21 protein-coding genes and 2 pseudogenes are annotated in these 19678 nt (G+C 54.1%); 15 read left to right on the forward strand and 8 right to left on the reverse strand.

Annotated elements, in window-relative coordinates; genetic code table 11:
• Window positions 1-8: 8 nt before the first annotated feature.
• Both BUA85_RS15425 and BUA85_RS15430 read right to left on the reverse strand, forming a co-directional pair.
• A complete protein-coding gene (locus BUA85_RS15425) occupies window positions 9-1427 on the reverse strand; it encodes a dihydrolipoyl dehydrogenase family protein (RefSeq protein WP_072902672.1) in 1419 nt (472 codons plus the stop codon).
• 3 nt (window positions 1428-1430) lie between these two features.
• Window positions 1431-2153, reverse strand: a complete 723-nt coding sequence (locus BUA85_RS15430) for a TVP38/TMEM64 family protein (RefSeq protein ID WP_072902673.1) — start codon at window positions 2151-2153, stop codon at window positions 1431-1433.
• 293 nt (window positions 2154-2446) lie between these two features.
• On the opposite strand from BUA85_RS15430, the gene rpmH reads away from it, so the two are divergent.
• The 6 genes and pseudogenes from rpmH (at window position 2447) to BUA85_RS17045 (ending at window position 4683) form a co-directional block, all read left to right on the forward strand.
• The gene (rpmH, locus tag BUA85_RS15435) at window positions 2447-2581 is read left to right on the forward strand and encodes a 50S ribosomal protein L34 (RefSeq protein ID WP_007204042.1); all 135 of its coding nucleotides are present in this window, start codon (window positions 2447-2449) and stop codon (window positions 2579-2581) included.
• A gap of 23 nt (window positions 2582-2604) precedes the next feature.
• Complete coding sequence (gene rnpA, locus BUA85_RS15440; RefSeq protein WP_072902674.1) at window positions 2605-2988, forward strand: ribonuclease P protein component; 384 nt, start codon at window positions 2605-2607, stop codon at window positions 2986-2988.
• Complete coding sequence (gene yidD / locus BUA85_RS15445) at window positions 2985-3206, forward strand: membrane protein insertion efficiency factor YidD (protein ID WP_072902675.1); 222 nt, start codon at window positions 2985-2987, stop codon at window positions 3204-3206. Before rnpA ends, yidD begins: the two co-directional genes overlap by 4 nt.
• A gap of 130 nt (window positions 3207-3336) precedes the next feature.
• Window positions 3337-3525, forward strand: a complete 189-nt coding sequence (locus BUA85_RS15450) for a hypothetical protein (RefSeq protein WP_072902676.1) — start codon at window positions 3337-3339, stop codon at window positions 3523-3525.
• 15 nt (window positions 3526-3540) lie between these two features.
• Window positions 3541-3888, forward strand: a pseudogene (locus tag BUA85_RS17040) (DUF1254 domain-containing protein); the annotation flags it as partial.
• Between the two features lie 360 nt (window positions 3889-4248).
• Entirely contained in the window at window positions 4249-4683 is a 435-nt protein-coding gene (locus tag BUA85_RS17045; protein WP_278246417.1) for a DUF1214 domain-containing protein, read from the forward strand.
• Between the two features lie 8 nt (window positions 4684-4691).
• On the opposite strand, the gene BUA85_RS15460 is transcribed toward BUA85_RS17045, so the two are convergent.
• Entirely contained in the window at window positions 4692-5612 is a 921-nt protein-coding gene (locus BUA85_RS15460) for an alpha/beta fold hydrolase (RefSeq protein WP_072902680.1), read from the reverse strand.
• Between the two features lie 121 nt (window positions 5613-5733).
• On the opposite strand from BUA85_RS15460, the gene BUA85_RS15465 reads away from it, so the two are divergent.
• Window positions 5734-6309, forward strand: coding sequence for a dihydrofolate reductase family protein (locus BUA85_RS15465; protein ID WP_072902681.1), 576 nt, complete (start codon window positions 5734-5736; stop codon window positions 6307-6309).
• A 30-nt stretch (window positions 6310-6339) separates the two neighbouring features.
• Here BUA85_RS15465 and BUA85_RS15470 read toward each other — a convergent pair whose 3' ends face one another.
• Both BUA85_RS15470 and BUA85_RS15475 read right to left on the reverse strand, forming a co-directional pair.
• Entirely contained in the window at window positions 6340-7389 is a 1050-nt protein-coding gene (locus tag BUA85_RS15470; RefSeq protein WP_072902683.1) for a permease, read from the reverse strand.
• Between the two features lie 55 nt (window positions 7390-7444).
• Window positions 7445-7762 carry an ArsR/SmtB family transcription factor gene (locus BUA85_RS15475; protein ID WP_072902685.1) on the reverse strand — a complete coding sequence of 106 codons (318 nt, stop codon included), beginning with the start codon at window positions 7760-7762 and terminating at the stop codon, window positions 7445-7447.
• Between the two features lie 177 nt (window positions 7763-7939).
• On the opposite strand from BUA85_RS15475, the gene BUA85_RS15480 reads away from it, so the two are divergent.
• Window positions 7940-9595 carry a SulP family inorganic anion transporter gene (locus BUA85_RS15480; RefSeq protein ID WP_072902686.1) on the forward strand — a complete coding sequence of 552 codons (1656 nt, stop codon included), beginning with the start codon at window positions 7940-7942 and terminating at the stop codon, window positions 9593-9595.
• Window positions 9595-10554: a formylglycine-generating enzyme family protein gene (locus BUA85_RS15485; RefSeq protein WP_072902688.1), complete on the forward strand. Its 960-nt coding sequence runs from the start codon at window positions 9595-9597 to the stop codon at window positions 10552-10554. Before BUA85_RS15480 ends, BUA85_RS15485 begins: the two co-directional genes overlap by 1 nt.
• Before the next feature lie 17 nt (window positions 10555-10571).
• On the opposite strand, the gene BUA85_RS15490 is transcribed toward BUA85_RS15485, so the two are convergent.
• Both BUA85_RS15490 and BUA85_RS15495 read right to left on the reverse strand, forming a co-directional pair.
• Entirely contained in the window at window positions 10572-12059 is a 1488-nt protein-coding gene (locus tag BUA85_RS15490) for an arylsulfatase (protein ID WP_072902690.1), read from the reverse strand.
• A gap of 304 nt (window positions 12060-12363) precedes the next feature.
• Window positions 12364-12888, reverse strand: a pseudogene (locus BUA85_RS15495) (hypothetical protein); the annotation flags it as partial.
• A 195-nt stretch (window positions 12889-13083) separates the two neighbouring features.
• On the opposite strand from BUA85_RS15495, the gene BUA85_RS15500 reads away from it, so the two are divergent.
• A complete protein-coding gene (locus BUA85_RS15500; RefSeq protein ID WP_072902693.1) occupies window positions 13084-13962 on the forward strand; it encodes a LysR family transcriptional regulator in 879 nt (292 codons plus the stop codon).
• 69 nt (window positions 13963-14031) lie between these two features.
• Here BUA85_RS15500 and BUA85_RS15505 read toward each other — a convergent pair whose 3' ends face one another.
• Window positions 14032-14565, reverse strand: a complete 534-nt coding sequence (locus BUA85_RS15505) for a DUF3833 family protein (protein ID WP_072902695.1) — start codon at window positions 14563-14565, stop codon at window positions 14032-14034.
• Window positions 14566-14667: 102 nt separating this feature from the next.
• Between BUA85_RS15505 and ttcA the strand changes: the two genes are divergently transcribed.
• The 5 genes from ttcA (at window position 14668) to argB (ending at window position 19631) form a co-directional block, all read left to right on the forward strand.
• Window positions 14668-15513, forward strand: a complete 846-nt coding sequence (gene ttcA / locus BUA85_RS15510; RefSeq protein ID WP_072902696.1) for a tRNA 2-thiocytidine(32) synthetase TtcA — start codon at window positions 14668-14670, stop codon at window positions 15511-15513.
• A 62-nt stretch (window positions 15514-15575) separates the two neighbouring features.
• Window positions 15576-17372 carry a membrane protein insertase YidC gene (gene yidC, locus BUA85_RS15515; RefSeq protein WP_072902698.1) on the forward strand — a complete coding sequence of 599 codons (1797 nt, stop codon included), beginning with the start codon at window positions 15576-15578 and terminating at the stop codon, window positions 17370-17372.
• Window positions 17372-18127, forward strand: a complete 756-nt coding sequence (locus BUA85_RS15520; protein ID WP_072902699.1) for an MOSC domain-containing protein — start codon at window positions 17372-17374, stop codon at window positions 18125-18127. The genes yidC and BUA85_RS15520 overlap by 1 nt, the downstream gene beginning before the upstream one ends.
• The gene (yihA, locus tag BUA85_RS15525; RefSeq protein WP_072902701.1) at window positions 18127-18777 is read left to right on the forward strand and encodes a ribosome biogenesis GTP-binding protein YihA/YsxC; all 651 of its coding nucleotides are present in this window, start codon (window positions 18127-18129) and stop codon (window positions 18775-18777) included. The genes BUA85_RS15520 and yihA overlap by 1 nt, the downstream gene beginning before the upstream one ends.
• A complete protein-coding gene (gene argB, locus BUA85_RS15530; RefSeq protein WP_072902702.1) occupies window positions 18774-19631 on the forward strand; it encodes an acetylglutamate kinase in 858 nt (285 codons plus the stop codon). The genes yihA and argB overlap by 4 nt, the downstream gene beginning before the upstream one ends.
• Window positions 19632-19678 lie beyond the last annotated feature (47 nt).

Below are 19678 nucleotides of genomic sequence, written 5' to 3' on the forward strand. Positions count from 1 at the left end.
GGCCTTATTTACGGAAGCCTGCGTTGGACAAATCCAACGATGGATTTAACCCGATCGCTTTCAAACAGCTTCGGGCTAAAATAGGCACCTGCTGCGCGTTTGTTAACCTCACTTATCGTAGGGTAAGGCAAAACAGTATTTGCGATGGCTGACATCTTCATATTGTTCGCAATCGCCATCGCCCACATGCCAATCAGCTCTCCAGCAAGGTGTCCGACAATCGACGCACCGACTGGGCGGCCCTTTACGACCATCACTTTGATAAGGCCAGTGGATTTGCGTTCCGCAATCGCACGATCATTGCCGTCGTAATTAAAGCGCACCACCTCGACATTGCCGCCGTATTTCTTGCGCGCATCCACTTCGGTCAGGCCAACATGCGCCATTTCTGGATCAATGTAAGTCGCCCAAGGGATATGGTCAGTGCGCTGCTTGCTCGGCAAGCCAAACAAAATGGAACGGATCAGAACACCGGCGTGATATCCAGCGACATGGGTGAATTGCAAACCACCCGCAACGTCGCCCGCCGCGTAAACCCGCTTGTTGGTCACCGACCGCAGGTTCGGCCCTACCTTCAAGCCACGACGATCATGGGCAATTCCGCCTTTGTCGAGGTCCAACTTGTCGATATTCACCTTCCGGCCAACGGCCATCAGCAAATGCGATCCTGAAAAATCACCTTTTGGCGTGTGGACGGTAATCGTCTTGCCATCGCCGCTAATCTTCTCGGCCTGAGCTTCTTCAACGATCTCAATGCCTTCAGCGCGCAGATTGTACAACGCAATCGCTGCCAGTTCAGGATCATCCTTGCCCAGCGCCTTCATGCCTTCAATCACGGTCACTTTGGACCCCAGGCGTGCGTGCGCCTGCGCCATTTCCAACCCAATCGGGCCACCACCGATGACGATCAGATGCTTGGGCTGTTCGCGCAGGTCAAAGATGTTTTCATTTGTGTAGTAGGTCACATTTTCCAACCCGGGGATCGGCGGCACAAAAGGCGCTGAACCGGTTGAAACGACGAACCGGCGCGCTTCGATAATCGTATCACCGGCTTGCACTTCAGTTTTGGAAATGAAGCGACCAAATTCTTCGATTACCTTTACGCCAAGTCCTTCAAACCGCTCCACGGAATCGTGCGGCTCAATCGTCGCGATGACATTGGCAACGTGATCTTTAGCGGCGGCGTAATCGACCTTCGCTTTAGCATCCGCCACACCAAGCTCACCACCGTGGCTCATGGCGTAAGCCTTCTTGGCAGAAGCGATTAGGGCCTTAGACGGTACGCAGCCATAGTTCAGGCAATCACCGCCCATCTTATGCCCTTCAAGCAGGACAACCTTGGCGCCCATCTGGACGGCACCGGCTGCGATGGACAACCCACCAGAGCCACCGCCAATGATGCAGATATCAGTCTTAATACGGTTCATAACTTAGGCTTCTTTCTTGCCACGGATGGCTTTGATCACGATCGGCAGTAGGGCCAGCGCACATAGGCCTGCGATTGGGAGGAAGATTGCAGGTTCAAAGATGATCCCGAGGTTTGGCGTCTCACCGCTTTCAAACACTTCACCAAGACCCGCACCGACAGAGGTGTATACGATCGAGCCAGGCATAATGCCAAAGAAGGTAGAGATCACAAAGCGGCGCAGCGGAACCTCAAGGAAGGATGGGATGAGGTTCGCCAAGAAGAATGGGATCGCAGGAACCAAACGGATCAGGAACAGCATCGACCATTGGTTTTCGTCAATCCCGTCTTTGATCTGTTTTACAACACCCTCAGAGCCTTCAAGCTTTGCACCCAGCTTTTCGCCGAACCCCCAGCGCGCAGCGAGGAAGATCGCAGTCGCGCCAACGGTTGCACCAATCACATTGTACAATGCACCGGGGAAAGTAGCGAAAAGGAACCCGCCGGTTAGCGTCGCAATCGCCGCCCCTGGGAGGGAAAAGGCAACGATCACGACGTAGGCCAGAATAAAGACAGCGACGGTGAGGATGTAATTCTCATCACGGAAAGCAAGCAGCGCTTCGCGATTGTCGCGTAGGGCTTCAAACGAAAGATAATCGCGCAGGAAAAACGCACCGATGATGGCAACTGTCACGATGATAATCAGCGGCAGTTTGCGCAGAAACGCGTTTTCGTTTGGTTCGCTCATAGTACTCACTTTTTCGTCCTCGGGTCGGGGTGTCTGCACCCTAGATGGACTGCAAATGAAAACCAGAATACCCACCTCACGGGCGCTTGATGAGGTTGTGAGCGAACTTTCAGTTTCGTAAGGCATTTGCTCACAAACTGTAACAATTGGACGGTTGAAAAACTTGTCTTTGTTGCAGAATTAGGGCGCCTCGTCCGTTGACAGCCCCCAGTTCCGGCTCTAAAGGACAGGACTGAAATGTTGATCAGGCTCGAATCTACATAGGTTCGCCCATATGAATCGGAGAGCACGCGATGAAGCGCACGTTCCAACCTTCCAACCGGGTTCGCAAGAACCGTCACGGTTTCCGCGCCCGTATGGCGACAAAAGCTGGCCGTAAGATCCTGAACGCGCGCCGCGCCAAAGGTCGTGCCAAGTTGAGCGCATAAGCGCCCACACGGACCAGAACCCAATGAAACCGCCGGCCGCACCCGATACAGGCGCGCCGGCGGTTTTTGTTTGTCTGCAGGTCTTGAAAAAACGCGCCGATTTCGTCGCCTGTTCCAAGGCCCGCCGCTACGCCACCCACGGCATCCACCTACAAGCCCGCAAACGCCGCGATGGCGAAGCGGATGGCATTCGTGTCGGATATACCTGTTCAAAGAAAGTCGGTAACGCTGTCGCCCGCAACCGTGCCAAGCGCCGCCTTCGCGAAGTGGCACGCAGAGTCTTGCCAAAGCATGGCCATGATGGGTGGGACTACGTGCTTGTGGGTCGCAAAGACATCACCGCGACCCTATCTTTTGATCAGTTGCAAACCGATCTGATACGCGCCTTGGCTAAAATTCATTCATGACCCCGCTCGCCTACATCCTCTCGCGCCCCGTTGTGGCCTACCGCCTGCTCTTCAGCCCGTGGGTCGGGCACGGCTGCCGCTACCAACCAACCTGTTCGGCTTACTCGTTAGAAGCCTACCGCAAACACGGCGGCATCAAAGGCACCTACCTCACGATCCGCCGCATCGCGCGCTGCCACCCATGGGGCGGATCGGGGATAGATAACGTGCCGGATTGATCGAGAGGGCCCTTTCTGTTAGGCGCTGTCGATCCTTGCCTTTTCACCTAAGAGTTGTAGCCTGACAAAAGACGCAAGAAAAACTTGGTAATCGTCGACCGTCCAAGCTCTCTAGCCAAGGGGTAAAGATATGACGACATCGTCTAGTTCACCAACATCCATCGACTCTCTAACCGTTCAAGGAAAAGAGGCCTATGCGATCGGGCTTCAGGCCTTTGTTTATGGCTATCCGATGATCGTAAACGAACGCGCTCGCAGCGGCATGACCGCTACTATGGAAGTGGATGGGATTCGGTTCAAGGCGCCTCGCGGGATTTGAGCCCATGCAACAGAGCTTGCTGGTCCGGAAATGGAGGACATCCAATCTACAAACAATGACACGATCTACAGCTGGATTTGGGGCAACCTAAAGGAGGAGCCGCTGATCTACGTAAAACCCGACACTGGCGATCGTTTCTACACAACTCAGATCATTGACGCCTATTCCAATAACTTCGCTTATGTCAGTCAACGCACGCACGGAAGTCCCAAGCAAACCGTCGCGATTGTCGGGCCGGGCTGGGCTGGCAAGTTGCCAGCTGGAATAGAAGTCATTCAATCTCCAACCAATACAATATTCGTAATCCTTCGGCTTGGCGTCGATGGTGACGCCGATGTCCCCAACACGCGAAAACTTCAAAATGCTTCAAGTCTCTTACCACTAAGCCACCACCTTGCGGGAACACGGCCCGATACACCTGAAATGGAAACCCTACCGACTTATGAAGGACCCTTAGCTGCATTCGCACAGATAGGCGACCCTATGGCCCTTAATCCACCACCGACTCATGAAGCAGGCCTGCTGGGCATGTTTTCGAGAATTGGACTAAGCGCAGACTATGGTTTCGTCTCAGCAGATCTAAGCGACGAAATGAAAGCGGCACTGGCATTGAGTGCCAAAGACGGCCTTGCAGCGATTGAGGCTGCCGCCACAAACATTGGCAATGAAGTAAATGGTTGGCAATTGCCACCAATAGCAGATGAGTTTTTTGGAACAGATTACATGTTGCGGGCGGTCATCGCATGGCAGTCAATTTTCCAGCAGACTCCAATCGAGGCTTATTACCCTGCCTTATATGTAGATAGCGATGGCAAGAAACTGGATGGTTCAAAAGGGAGTTACACATTGAGATTTGAGGCTGATAACCTCCCACCTGTAGATGCCTTCTGGTCGATCTCTCTCTATGATCTCGCAAAGCGACTGATGGTTCCGAACAAGATCAGTCGATATTCCATCGGCGACCGAACATCGGGTATTGCATATGACCCAGATGGATCATTGGAAATCCACATTCAAACTGATGACCCCGGCGGCGATCAAAGTTCGAACTGGTTACCAGCGCCGAATGAACCCTTCTATCTTATGTTCCGCGCCTATCAACCGCAGTCTAAGATCATAAGCGGTCGCTATGAATTCCCTCCAGTCAACAGGGTATAGGCGAAACTTTAGCCATTCTTTAGCGCTTGAAACCCATCAGCTGCGGAAACACGTGTGGCGTAGTTGGTGGAGTTGGGATGCCTCAGTGTCGTCAGCAAATCGCGATAGAACGTGCTGTCTCGATAGTACCACCTGTGCGTAAAGCTCGGGTCAACGACCTGCGCATATTTTGCAGTATAATAGTCTCCACAAGAAACCGACACCACGCGATCCGCACCAGAGTGCAAAGTCTGATGCCGACCGAACCGAAACGTGTCCCGATGATATACATCTTCAGACACTTTTAAGGCCTGATCATGCTCCGACCAGTAGTTGGTTAACCGATCTGCACACCTTCGAACGGAGGCGTCCCCCCAAGCATCATCATCAAACCATGCGCGGTCTGCGTCAGACCCTGTGAAAATGACCTGCCCCACGCTATTCGCCAGCTTTGGCTCTTGTGCGGTTCCCGTTGCCAACGCGAAGGCACGCGTTGTCACATAGCTTCCCATCGAATGAGCAATGAAGTGGATCTTCGCTGTCGGCCGATGTCGAAGCAGCAACTCAACCGTATCCGCAATCAAAAACCCTGCACATGCGCGTGCATCGACCCAATCATCTCTATATTTGAAATACGACCCATCAGATGGCCAATCGAACGCAACAACCGCCCCTTTGTATCCCGCGTGTTGTAGGGTTTGTCGAATAGCCGTTAGACGGCTGCCAAGATCATTTTGGGAAATGTTGAATCCGTGAACCAGAATGACGACGTGCCCATTGCTACTGGTCGAAAGCACCCGATCCGCCCACGCATGGCTGCTGAGTTCACTAGGTACGACTTGACCAGCCGATGACACCGTCGCGCTGACAAAAACGGGTCTTGACCCGACTTTATTCCCGAAGACTGGCCCGGGGCCGCTGACATTCCTGCGGCTAGCGAAATATTCCATAGAAAAAGACCTTCTCTAAATGCAGCGACCCTAGCGCTGGAATGACGGTTCGATCAACACTCACCGCCGAATTTGCAAAAGATGACTCCCCACTGTTATCTTCAACCAAAAGGAGAACGCCATGAAATGCTCCGTATATATCGCCGCGACCGCTGACGGGTTTATTGCTCGAAAGGATGGTGGCATCGATTGGCTCGAAATTGCCGGCGATCCGGAAAAGGGGGTTGGTGAAGGCTACATTGACTTCGAAACGTTCATAGCATCAGTCGATTGCATGATCATGGGGCGTAAGACGATGGAAGCCATAAGCAGTTTCAATCTGACGCCCGAGCAATGGCCCTATGGCGACTTGAAAATCATCGCACTCAGTCGGTCTCTGAAAGAGCCACCAGACAACCTCAAAGGCAAAGTTGAGATGTATTCCGGTGATCTTCCGGCCCTATTGAATCGACTCGAACAAGAAGGCCACAAAGGCGCTTATGTCGATGGGGGATCGACCATTCAATCATTTATCAGACACGGTCTGATGAACGAAATCATCGTTACCCAAATGCCAATCCTGATCGGCGAAGGGCAGCCCCTTTTTGGAAAGACACCACAAGACGTGCGATTGAGTAATCCCTCGGTCGTTGTCTGTCCCAGCGGATATGTTCAAATCCGCTATTCCGTTGGAGACGAGAGAGCTTCCGACCAGTAACGCAGTCGGAGCCCTTCTAAGGTTTGATCCTTAAACAATCGTCCAAAGCTGATAAAACAGCCCTGCCATGAATGCGCCGCTCAACGAAAAGCCAATGTAAAGCGCAAAGACACGAGGCTTTGCCAAAGCCCAAACCGCCATCGCTGCAGGGATTGACGTCACACCACCGGCCACGAGGAAGGCCAAGCCAGCACCAAGCGACATACCCTGCTCTATCAAACCGCTAACCAACGGCAGCGCTGCATATCCGTTCAGATAGGCCGGCACACCCACAAAGGTCGCGGTCAAAATTGGTCCAATACCAGAACCACCCAGCGCCTTAGTCACCGTTTCCGCAGGAACCCAAGCCAACATCAAGCTCTCCAAGATGAACGCAAGCTCCAGCCATTTGGCGAGAAACAGCGTCGTGTCCAACGACACCTTGGCAAAGGTCCGTCTACGCTCTTTTTCCACCCAGAACGACCATACAACAGGTTTCGGCGCCCGCATTTTGGCTCCGCCACAACCCCCATTTCCAACGCCGTCTCGCAAAGGATCTGAAAGATGCCCGCCGCGGCTCAACAGGTGAATGACCGTGCCGCCAAATAGACCCAATCCAATCGCAGCAAAGGTCTTGGCCACCGCAAATTCAAATCCCAGCACGCCGGACGTTAAGAAGAACATCGATGGGTCCATGATTGGCGACGCCAACCAAAACGCCATCACTGCCGAAAGCGGGACACCCATTGTCAGTAAGGCAGCGACCAACGGGATCACGCCACACGAACAAAACGGCGATAGGCCGCCAGCCAATGCCCCCATGATAATCATCATTGCAGGCGCGCCGACAAAGGCTTTTGCGATCAGATTATCGGCACCCGTCGCATTGGCATAGGCCGCGATGGCGATTGAAAAGATGAGAAATGGCGCAATCCCGATCAAAGCCGTTGAGGCAAAGACAGTGCTCTCTATCGCTTGCTCTGTATCGAAAACCGCGAGCACCAAAAGAATGAGTCCTGACGCCACCCAAACACGTTGACTCGACAGAAATTGAAGGAGCGCAGTGCCCGGTTGGACTGATGTATCGGATGATGTGCTCATTTCTAAATATCTAGTTTATTAGTTGTTTTAGGTTCGAAAAAATTTTCGTCGCATCTCATGCCGCATCTTCCTTTTTCTCTATGGCAACACCTTGGCAGCATTCCGACGTTATGAACTGCGCAAGGCGTGTAGCGGCGTCAAAATCAGCTTTGTTAAACACTTCGCGCCCAACCTTGTCTTGAACGACCAATCCCGCGTCCACCAAAGTCGATAAATGGTGCGCCAAAGTGGAAGGAGCCATGTCGAGATGCTCGCCTATGTCTCCAACACGCAAACCATCGGGTCCGAACCGAACCAGCAATCGAAAGATTGCCAATCTAGCGTCGTGTCCAAGTGCGGCAAGCGCACGCGCATGGGGCGTCTTTATCGTCATGACCCAAAAATAACTATAAAACTAGTTTTGTAAAGAAAAAATTGCCTATTCTCGAAATGACAACCATTGGGCTAGTCAAAACAACCTCCACTGGGTAGCGTCTGCCTTGTGCAAAAGGACCCTATGCAAAGGGCCTGACCATGACCGAAGCACGAAGAGCCAAAGGGAGGCGCTCACGTGGCAGAAAAGAAAAACAGCCTCGGCCCTGACCTGAGTTCTGGCCTGACCGTTGCGCTGGTCTCCATCCCTGAAGGTATGGCCTATGCGCTGGTCGCCGGTGTGAACCCCGTCTACGGCCTATATACCGGCATGCTGACGACCATCGTAGCATCCCTCACCGGCAGCACATCACTTCTAATCGTAACTTTAACAAACGCGCTCGCCCTTGTCGCAGGAGATCAACTGGCCGGACTGGACACGGATGACCCTATCCGAGCCCTTGCCACACTCACATTTCTCGTAGGCATCATGATGACGCTTCTCGGCGCGCTCCGCATGGGCAGCATGATCAAGTTTGTCTCACGCGAAGTGATGGCGGGCTTCATCTTCGTCACGGCACTACTCATAGTTCTTGGGCAGCTCAAAGACCTAGTCGGCTATCACCCCGAGGGGACACAGGGCAAATTTTCGCAAGCCATCGCAATCCTCTCAAACCCCGGTGCTTGGAGCAGCACAACAACCATTCTTGGCATCGCAGGCATCGCGTTTTTGTTAGCTGTCAAAGCCACACCAATCAAACGCTATGCAGATGTATTGGTGATCCTTTTTACGACGCTCGCTGTCGCGCTACTTGGGCTGGCAGGGATCGAATTGGTCGGCGATATCGCAGAAGTCCCAAGGGGGCTGGATGCTCTGCCCTCCTTTGTGCTGCCTGACTTTACTCTTATCCCTGTTCTCCTCGCCGGCGCTTTCGCGGCCACTGTTGTCGGCCTCTCCGAAAGCTCAGGTGTCGGGGCTGCGTACCCTAACCCAAATGGCAAAAAGTCCGACATGTCTAAGGACTTTTTGGGCCAAGGGCTTGGCAACCTTGCAGGTTCTTTTTTCCAAGCGATGCCTGCCGGCGGCTCTTTGTCTCGTACAGGCATCAACGCCAGTGGAGGGGCACAAACGCGTCTCTCCGGTGTATTTTCCGGACTTCTGCTTGCCGCAGTCCTGATCCTCTTTGGGAATTCAGCAGAGTTGATCCCGCTTGCCGGACTCGCTGCCCTTCTGATCGTCATCGGTGCAGAGATTATGATTAAGGAAGGGCGCGTTCTTGTTCGAGCTTGGAATACATCGCGATACAACACTCTGATCGCAGTCGCGACAATCATCCTTGGCGTATCACATGACCTTACCGTCGCCATCTTCGGCGGGGTCATCCTTTCGTTAATCGCCTATTCGGTGAACGCGTCAAACCGCGTGAAGTTTTTCGCGCTCGAACCAACGTCTGACGGAAAGTGGATCGAGCGCCCAGCGCCGGAAACCTTGGAGCCATCCAAGACTACTGCGCTCGAAATGCGAGGACCGCTCAATTTTGCTTCCGTTTACTCCTTTGCCGAGTTGTTACCCGACTCAAAGGACGCCAAAGGTGCAACCCTGATCCTGTCCTGCCAAGACCAAGAATTGCAAAGCCTCACAGGAATAGATTGGCTCAAAAACTTCGTAGATGATCTGACCGCCGCAGAGGTACGTTTGATTTTGGCCGAAGTCAGCGCGGAACTTATGGGCGACCTGAAGACATCCGGCTTAGCAGATAAACTAGGTTCGACGAACATCTTCCCCGCGAGCGAGGTGAAGCTGGCCTCTCTCGACGCGGCTTATGCGTCGACACAAGCACCTGACACCGAGTGATGGACGACGCATCAATTGCACCGCTCGGCCGACCTCCGCACCCTCAAATGCAATGGGTGCCTGGCGGCACCTACCTAATGGGGTCTGACAAACATTACCCAGAAGAAGCCCCTGCGCATCAGGTCACTATCGATGGCTTCTGGATGGACAAGTTTCAGGTCACAAACGCCCAGTTTGCGCGGTTCATCAAAAAGACGGGCTATGTCACCGTCGCTGAACGCGCGCCAAATCCCGAAGACTTTCCAGGCGCACCGGCAGAAAACCTCGTCCCCGGGTCGTTGGTTTTTCAACCAACATCCGGACCCGTTGACCTTGAAAAGGTTAATCTTTGGTGGCGCTGGACCCCGGGTGCCTGCTGGAAACATCCAGAAGGCCCAAAGAGCCACGTCAAATCTCGTGGCCGCCATCCCGTTGTTCATATCGCGCATGAAGACGCGCAAGCCTACGCGGATTGGATCGGCAAAGACCTCCCGACAGAGGCTGAATGGGAACGCGCCGCTCGGGGTGGATTGGAGGCAAAGGACTACGTCTGGGGCGACGAACACTTCCCAAAAGGCCGACCATTCGCAAACACGTGGCAGGGTGAATTCCCGTGGCAAAACCTTGTGACAGACGGCTTTGAAGGGACAGCCCCGGTGGGGTCATTCCCTCCAAACAAATTCGGCTTGAACGATATGGCTGGCAACGTCTGGGAATGGACAAACGACTGGTGGAAAGAGGCTCACCCATCAGAACCGGGTAAGCCCTGTTGTATCCCAACCAACCCACGCGGCGGCGAGCGCGACAACAGCTTCGATCCAGCGGCGCCCGATTGGCAGGTTCCGCGCAAGGTCGTCAAAGGTGGCTCATACCTCTGCGCGCCCAACTACTGCCTACGATACAGACCAGCGGCACGGCGCCCCCATATGATCGACACCGGAACCACGCATATCGGGTTCCGGTGCATTTCGCGTCCTTAGGCTAATCGCCGCGTAACTTAGTGACCCGCGCCGCTACCAGCCTCTTGCAACTGAGTCATCACGGTATCCAAATTGAACGACGCTGGTTTTTGCCGTGGTGGATATTTGATGAAATTGTCGATCTCAGCCGAGACGAGGCCCTGCATACCGTAGATGAGGAAGGCATGATCGATAAGCCAGTCGTAGTACGTGTTCGAATATTCATCCGCTCTTTCGAATGGGTCGCGTCGCAAGTTAAACATCTTGGGTACCCTTAGAGGCACAAATGGCTCTGCCCAAATCGCAAGCAGTTTTGCCCGCTGCTCCATCAAGACGACCTTCCAATCTTTGTGGCGTAGCGCAAGCAAATCTCCATCATCACTGAAATAGAACAGTGTCTCACGAGGGCTCTCTTCTTCTTCGCCGCACAGATACGGCAGAAGGTTAAACCCGTCGATATGAACGTTGTAGGTCATATCCCCGATCGTATGCCCGTCTAAGAGCTTCGACTTGATGTCGGTGTCTCCGGCGGCAGCAAGAATGGTCGGCAGCATGTCTTGATGGCTCGCAATCCCGTTCACGATAGAGCCGGCCTTGATCTTGGCAGGCCAGCGCATAAAGCTTGGCACCCGCCATGCACCTTCCCAGTTCGTGTTCTTCTCTGATCGGAAAGGGGTGATTGCGGCATCTGGCCACGTGTTGAAATGCGGACCGTTGTCGGTTGAATACATCACGAACGTATTGTCGGTGATCCCCAACTCATCAAGTTTATCCAACAACACGCCGATGGTCTCATCATGGGCAACCATCATATCGTTGTATTCACCCTGCCCACTCTTTCCGGCGTGTTTGTCAGGTCTGTGCGTGCGGAAATGCATGCCCGTGGTGTTGAACCAGACAAAGAAGGGATCGCCCGCATTATGCGCATCCTCAATAAAGCGGATCGCTTCGGCGAGGAATTCGTCGTCCACAGTTTCCATCCGTTTCTTCGTCAGCGGACCCGTATCTTCGATTTTCTGACCGCCTTTGCCATCAGCCCAAGAATGGATCACACCGCGCGGACCATAGCGTTCCTTAAACTGAGGGTTCTTGGGATAGTCCGGATGCTCCGGCTCTTCTTCGGCATTCAAATGATAGAGGTTTCCAAAGAATTCATCGAACCCATGCATCGTAGGCAGGTATTCATCCAGATCGCCAAGATGGTTCTTACCAAACTGGCCCGTTGAATAGCCATGCGGCTTGAGAAGCTCGGCAATCGTCGGGTCTTCCTTCTGCAGACCAACTTCAGCGCCAGGCATCCCAACTTTCGTCAATCCAGTCCGGATCGGGTTTTGTCCGGTAATGAATGCTGCCCGCCCTGCGGTACAACTTTGCTGTCCGTAATAGTCGGTAAACGCCACACCTTCTTCTGCAACGCGGTCGATGTTCGGAGTGCGATACCCCATCTGCCCGCGATTGTTGAAGCTGATGTTCCAAAATCCAATATCGTCGCCCCAAAGGACAAGAATGTTTGGCTTATCGGCCATCTTCGATCTCCCTAAAATGTTGTTCCCTAAATTGGCTACGCGTTTGCGTTGTGGAAAGCGTAACCTACTTTTCGATTCGGACCTACAACTCTAGAAAGAGTGAAAATTCAGCTATCTATCTTGACGGTACTTCCACTTTAGCGCGACGAAAATCACAACTGCGTCAAGTGACAAAAATCACCGTCCCTCGGACTGCGCGCTGTTCCCACTAAAGCGGCACGCAGACGAGCGAATATTCGCAGTTGTGTAGGACGAAACGGCCAAAGGGTGAAAGAAACGCCGACGGCCGTTTCGCCAAAATTATCTACTTGCGAGCTGCACCGACAAGTAGAGCGCGCGGCCGCTTATCTGGTGACACAATAAACGTACCATCCGTAGGTCGTGCGCCGAAAAAGATCACGTCATCTCTCGTCGCAAGAATTTCGTATTCAACGGTGGGTGTGTTGGGTTGAACCCCCAGCACCAAACAGCCCTCTTGCAAAATGTCACGCTCTTGTCCGACGGTCCAGTCCGGGGATAGGCAAGTACCGTTCGGTGCGCTGTTTAGAAAAGCCGCAAAATCGTCCGCAAGGGTTTTGATCTTTACGTAATCATCAATTGTCAGGTCAGCCTCTACAGCGCCTTCCATCACATTAGACGGACCAACGATGTCGATACCTCCTCCGAAATGAAGCTCCTGCAAGGCAAAGTCACAGCCCGGACCAGCGTAACTCGTGAAAATTCCCTCTATTCGATCTTCGGTGATGGTGATGTCACGCGTCAGCCACCATTCGCCTATCGAACCATCCTGGTTAGGCTGGGGACGCACCTCGCAAGCAATGGATGCGTATTGCCCGTCTAGACCTGCACCATTTGTTTATTGCGCAACAACAGGGCTGCCCAGCTGCGCAGTAAAGATAGCTGTTCCGACCATCAAAATTTTGGATTTCATTGTCGCTCTCCTTCTATGACTAGGAGGAAACTAGAGCTTCGAATAAATTTCTGATATTCAGAATACTAGAAGCTATAAAATCGGAAAATTAGAATGCATAGCTACCTTCGCCATTTGGCCAACTTCGCCCGAATTGTCGAAGCGGGGTCGATGAAATCAGCCTCTGAGGCACTCGGGATATCACCTTCAGGACTGAGTGACTCAGTAAAGTTGTTGGAAAACCGGTTTGGTACGTCATTGCTCATCCGCCACAAATTGGGTGTGACACCGACCACAGAAGGTGAGCGTGTCTATGCTTCTGCGTCTGGGATCGTGGACCTCATGAATGAGGCGCTAGGCCCTGATGCTTCTGACGAGTTGGACCAAGCATGTCGGATAAGTGTACCGACAGAAATTGCAAATACCTGCTTCGGCTCGGTTGTCCGGTATTTGGTCAAGCACCACCCTCGATTGTCATTGAAGATCTTTGCTGAGGATGAATTGATCGATCACAGTAGATTTGCACGAGACTACTTTCTGCGAATTGCACCAACATTTCCTCAAGAACAAGAGCTGCGGACTGTATGGACAGGTAAGGCGAACGCCATCCTGGTTGCGAGTGCAGAACTGATTTCGGAGGAAGACGCAAACAACATCAAACGCATTTCCGAACTGCCCGCTATTGTCGACGCGGAGCGAAGTCGACCCTTTCAGTACCGCCTATCAAATCCAAAGGGTGTCGTAACCTGCGCATCCGCGATCGGAGTTTCTCATCCGTCTGCGCAGCTTCGCCTTGCCTGTCAGGGATTGGGTGTAACAGGTTGTATTGATCTTTGCGCCGCGGGACTCATAGAAGCGGGACTGCTGCGTCAAGTGCTCTCAAACCGCTTTGGAGTTCCTTTAGAAATCCGTCTGATGACACCGCACCGCCGAAAAATGCGATCTGATGCCGCTCTCCGGGATGCGATGAACCAATTGGAAATCCCAACATAACCAACTAAGCTTATGGCAGTCTTCAGAACCTCAGGTTCAAAGACTAAGCTGCGGTTCTGCCGGCAAACTTCACCGCTCAAACCAAATAACCACATCACCAATGTCAGCCCCAAACCGCTTCACATAAGCGCGGTTCAGCAAGCGGTCGCCTGAAAGCAACCACATCCAATCGTCAAAGACGACGCGGATCGTTTCAACTGTCCCATCTGCGGACGGCACAGGCAAATCAATCTCATATTGCCAGTTGAACCGATTGTCCTGCTCAACCCCCGTCGCAACGCCAATCACACCTGGCGCCGTACCTTGCCAACTATCAGGCCCAGTCTTCACCAGCGACCATATACGTTGCTCCGTCGCACCATCCTCATAAACGAAGTCTTCAACCAGCGTCAGCGTTTCACCATCCCAGTTGCCATTGATGGTTACGACAAAACTGCGACGGACCGTGCCCAGAATGTCCTGAAACTGCCCGTAAGCCACCAATTCGCCAACAAAGAATTCCTCAAGGTTCAACTTGCGATCACTCAACGTCGGGTCGTCAAATGACGGTTTTCCAGTGCAAGCGGCGAGTGTCAGGCCGACAAAGGCTAGGATCAGGCGCATGGGGTGGTCTCCTTCTTTCCTCTTCTACGGACGACGTCCGCAAACGGACCACTTCAGCACTTTCCACTTGGAGAACTGCGCCACTCGCGCTAGGGCCATGCCATGCTCGACGACAACACAGATATTCACCCGCTGTTCCACGGTGCTCCGACAACGACGGAGTTCAAAAAGCTGCGCAAGCGCATCGTGCGATATACCCGTGAAGCAATCGAACAATACGGCATGATCGAACGCGATGCCCGTTGGCTGGTCTGCCTGTCCGGGGGCAAAGACAGCTACACCCTTCTTGCCGTCTTGCACGAGCTGAAATGGCGTGGCCTTCTCCCCGTCGATATCCTCGCCTGCAACCTCGATCAGGGTCAGCCGAATTTCCCAGCAACTGTTCTGCCAGAGTTTCTGGAAAAGATGCAGGTGCCCCACCGTATCGAATACCAAGACACCTATTCCATCGTCGTCGATAAGGTGCCGCAAGGCCGCACCTACTGCGCGATGTGTTCCCGCTTGCGCCGTGGTAACCTTTATCGCATCGCCCGCGAAGAAGGCTGCTCCGCTGTCGTCCTCGGCCACCATCGTGATGACATACTCGAGACGTTCTTTATGAACCTCTTCCACGGCGGCCGCCTGGCCACGATGCCGCCGAAGCTGGTGAATGAAGAAGGCGACCTCTACGTCTACCGCCCACTCGCCCATGTGGCCGAAGAGGATTGCGAAAAATTCGCGCGTGCGATGAACTATCCAATCATCCCATGCGACCTCTGCGGCTCCCAAGACGGGCTGCAACGCCAACAAGTGAAACAAATCCTCGACGGCTGGGAGAAAAACAGCCCCGGTCGTCGACAGGTTATGTTTCGCAGCTTAATGAACGCGCGGCCAAGTCACCTTCTTGACCCGAAACTCTTTGATTTTGCGGGGCTAGAGTTGAGCGGGAAAAACCCCGAATCTACTTGACCTTTTCGCCCCAGACAGGTTGAACCAACCCCACTGTTTTCAGCAACTGGGTGGTTCCTTTCATGGACGAGCAGAATAGAAACCTAATCCTCGCTACTGCGTTGAGTTTCTTAGTTATTCTCGTATGGTTCTGGCTATTCCCGCCAGAAGAAGTGCAACCACCTGTCGAAGATGCATCCGTCGCAACGCAGAACGTTGACGCAACCTTGCCAACCGCAAGCGGAACCGAAACGACAACAACCACCGTCGCACCATCCGAAGATGTGGTCGAAGCAGGCCGGATCGACATTGAGACTGGTAAGCTTCTGGGCTCGATTTCCCTACAAGGTGGCCGTATCGATGACCTGTCCCTGCTCGGCTATCAAGAGACCATCGAAGAGGGCTCCCCAACCGTCAAACTGCTCAAGCCAGAAGGGGAACGCGAGGCTTATTTCGCCGCTTACGGCTGGATCGGCCTTGATGGGCTAACTGCAGTCCCGACACCAGAAACACTCTGGTCTTTGGAAAGCGGTGAAACCCTGACCGTCGATACACCGGTCACGCTGGTTTGGGATAACGGCGAAGGTCAAACCTTCCGCCGCACGATCTCTGTTGATGAAGAGTTCATGTTCACCGTTACGCAAAGCGTTGAAAACAACGGCGCCGACATCACGGCGCGGCCGTACGGCCTTTTGCGTCGATATGGTGAACCTTCCGATCTAAAGAACTTCTTCATCTTGCATGAAGGTCTCGTCCGGATGAGCGATGGCGAATTGGAAGAAACCGACTATGACGACATCGTTGATTACACCGAGAACGAAGGCCGGATCGACGTCGCTGAACAAGGCTGGATCGGCTGGACAGACCATTATTGGATGACAACCCTGATCCCTGATCCAGGCACAGGTTTCCGCTCAGAAACACGGTACTTCGCTAACCGCGACATCTATCAGGCCGAGGCCGTTCTGGCGCCGATGACAATTGCGGCTGGCACAACGTCAGAGATCACCACCCACCTCTTTGCCGGTGCTAAAGAATGGGACGCGATCCGCGCTTACGAAGAAGAAGGCGTTGAAGGCTTCCTTGACAGCATCGACTGGGGTTGGTTCTTCTTCCTGACCAAGCCGATTTTCTGGCTGCTGCACACACTGAACGTCATGATCGGCAACATGGGATGGGCGATCATCGCGCTGACCTTTGTGATCAAGCTGATCGTACTGCCGCTGGCCTATAAGTCCTATGTCTCCATGGCGAAGATGAAAGAGCTTCAGCCAGAAATGGAAGCGCTGAAAGAGCGGGTCGGCGAAGACCGTCAGGCGATGCAGCAAGGCATGATGAAGCTCTATAAAGACAACAAGGTCAATCCGGCATCCGGCTGTTTGCCGATCCTGATCCAGATCCCGATCTTCTTCTCGCTCTACAAGGTGATCTTCGTCACGATCGAATTGCGCCACGCGCCATGGATCGGCTGGATCAAAGACCTGTCTGCGCCGGACCCGTCGTCGATCTTCAACATGTTTGGCCTGTTCCCATGGGACGCACCTGAACCAACATCATTCATGGCGCTGATCTTCATCGGTATCCTTCCGATCCTTCTGGGTATCTCCATGTGGCTTCAGCAAAAGCTGAACCCGGCCCCAACCGATCCAACGCAAAAGATGATCTTCGCATGGATGCCATGGGTCTTCATGTTCATGCTGGGCGGCTTCGCCTCCGGTCTGGTGATCTACTGGATCGCGAACAACGTGATTACCTTTATTCAGCAATACTCGATCATGCGATCCGTCGGCGCGAAGCCGGATATCTTCGGCAACATCCGAGATGGCTTCAAGCGCGCCTCGAAACCGGATGCGGACGATAGCAAATCAAAGGGCAAGTGATGTTCACAGTCTCGGACCTTTGGCGCTACCCCATCAAGAGCCACGGCCGAGAACACATCGACACCGTGGAGCTTACAGCGGGCCAAACAATGCCGTGGGATCGGCATTGGGCGGTCACGCACGGGGACAGCAAATTTGATGCGGACAACCCCGCTTGGGTCATGTGCCGGAACTTTATGATCGGAGCCAGCACCCCCAGCCTTGCCGGTATCTCGGCCGAGTTGGACGCCGAGAAAGAGGCGTTGACCCTTCGGCACAGCAAACTTGGTGAGCTAACCTTCTGGCCTGACAAGGCCGAGGATCATACACGTTTCCTCGATTGGGTCCGCCCCATCTGCCCTGCGGATCAAAGGCAACCTTTCGGATTGGCCGCCGTTCCCAATCGCGGCATGACGGACACGGACTACCCAACCGTTTCAATCATGACCAACGCAAGCCACCGCGCTGTCGAAGGGCGCATTGGTCGCCCTCTTGAGCGCGAACGCTGGCGCGGCAACATCTGGCTCGATGGGCCAGCACTTTGGGAAGAATTTGAATGGATCGGCAAACGCATCCAGATCGGCGGTGCGGTCCTGGAAGTCATCGAACCCATCCAACGTTGCAAACACACCATGGCCAACCCTGCGTCCGGCGTTAGAGACACCGACACTCTGGCCGCGCTGAACGAAGGCTTTGGCCATCAAGATTTTGGCGTCTACGCAACCGTGGTGGACAGCGGCAGCGTCTCCTGCGGCGATACGGCAAAGGTGATCTAATGGACCTTACCTTCCCACTCGTAGTAGAGCCAGACGCAGACGCACTCGAAAAAGGCCGGCTCCTGTTTGCAGGCGAAACCGACTTTCTCAAAGGCGTCGTGGCCATGTCCGGCCTGCCCCCCGCAGATCGGGTGGAGGTTTGCTTCGCTGGCCGCTCTAACGTCGGCAAATCCTCTTTGATCAATGCGCTCACAGGGCGCAAGGGCCTTGCCCGCGCCTCCAACACGCCTGGCCGCACGCAAGAAATCAACTTCTTCACCGCCCGCGACCGCTATATCGTCGACCTGCCCGGCTATGGCTTTGCCAACGCGCCCGTGGCGGTGGTCGAAAAATGGCAGAACCTGCTTAAACAATACCTCTCCGGCCGCCAAACCCTGCGCCGTGTCTTCGTGCTGATCGACGCCCGCCACGGGGCCAAAGCAGTGGATGAGGAGATCATGACCCTCTTGGACAAATCCGCTGTGACCTTCCAAGTGGTGATGACCAAGATCGACAAGGTCAAAAAGGGCGCGCTCGACGACGCGCTTGCCAAAACCCGCAAAGCGCTGTCAAAACACCCCGCAGCCTATCCTGAGCTGATCTTGACCAGCTCGGAAAAGGGGGAAGGCATACCCACCCTTCGGGCGATTATCGCAGGGATCGACGCATGAGGACGCAAGACATGGACCTTGATTGGACCGCCACCGCCAAAACACTCAGCCAAGCCCTGCCCTACATGCAGCGCTATGCCGGTGCGACCGTGGTGATCAAGCTTGGCGGCCACGCCATGGGCAGCGACGAAGCGATGGCCGAGTTCGCCCGCGACGTCGTGCTGATGCGGCAGGTCGGCGTGAACCCCGTGATCGTCCACGGCGGCGGTCCGATGATCAACGCGCTTCTCGATAAACTCGACATCCAGTCCGAGTTTGTGAACGGCAAACGGGTCACGGACCAGGACACGATGGACGTTGTGGAAATGGTGCTGTCCGGTCAGGTAAACAATCGGCTGGTGCAGGCAATCAACACCCAAGGCGGCAAGGCTGTCGGTCTGTCCGGTAAGGACGCAAACCTGATCACCTGTGACATCGCCGACCCAGCCCTCGGCCTTGTCGGCACACCCAGCAAGGTGGAAACAACCATCTTGAGCGATCTCTTCGCTGCTGGCGCGATTCCCGTCATCGCCCCGCTTGGCGTCGGCCCCTACGGTAAAACGATGAACATCAACGGCGACACCGCCGCCGGTGCCATTGCGGGCGCTTTGAAGGCGGATCGCCTTTTGCTGTTGACCGATGTGGAAGGGGTCAAAGACAAAGACGGCGCGGTGCTAACTGAAATCAACGCGCTCAAAATCTCTGACCTTATCGCGGATGGCACCATCGCGGGCGGCATGATCCCTAAAACCGAAACCGCAACAAAGGCGATCAAGGAAGGCGTCCGCGCCGTTGTCATCCTTGATGGCCGCGCACCTAACGCCTGCTTGCTTGAGCTTTTCACCGATCACGGCGCTGGATCGCTTATCCGCTAAGGTCACGAAACTCTGACTATGCGCAGCAACGCTACCGTGCTTTGCTG

Origin of the sequence: Cognatiyoonia sediminum (assembly GCF_900129845.1) — a bacterium.
In the GTDB taxonomy this organism is placed as follows: Bacteria; Pseudomonadota; Alphaproteobacteria; order Rhodobacterales; family Rhodobacteraceae; genus Cognatiyoonia; species Cognatiyoonia sediminum.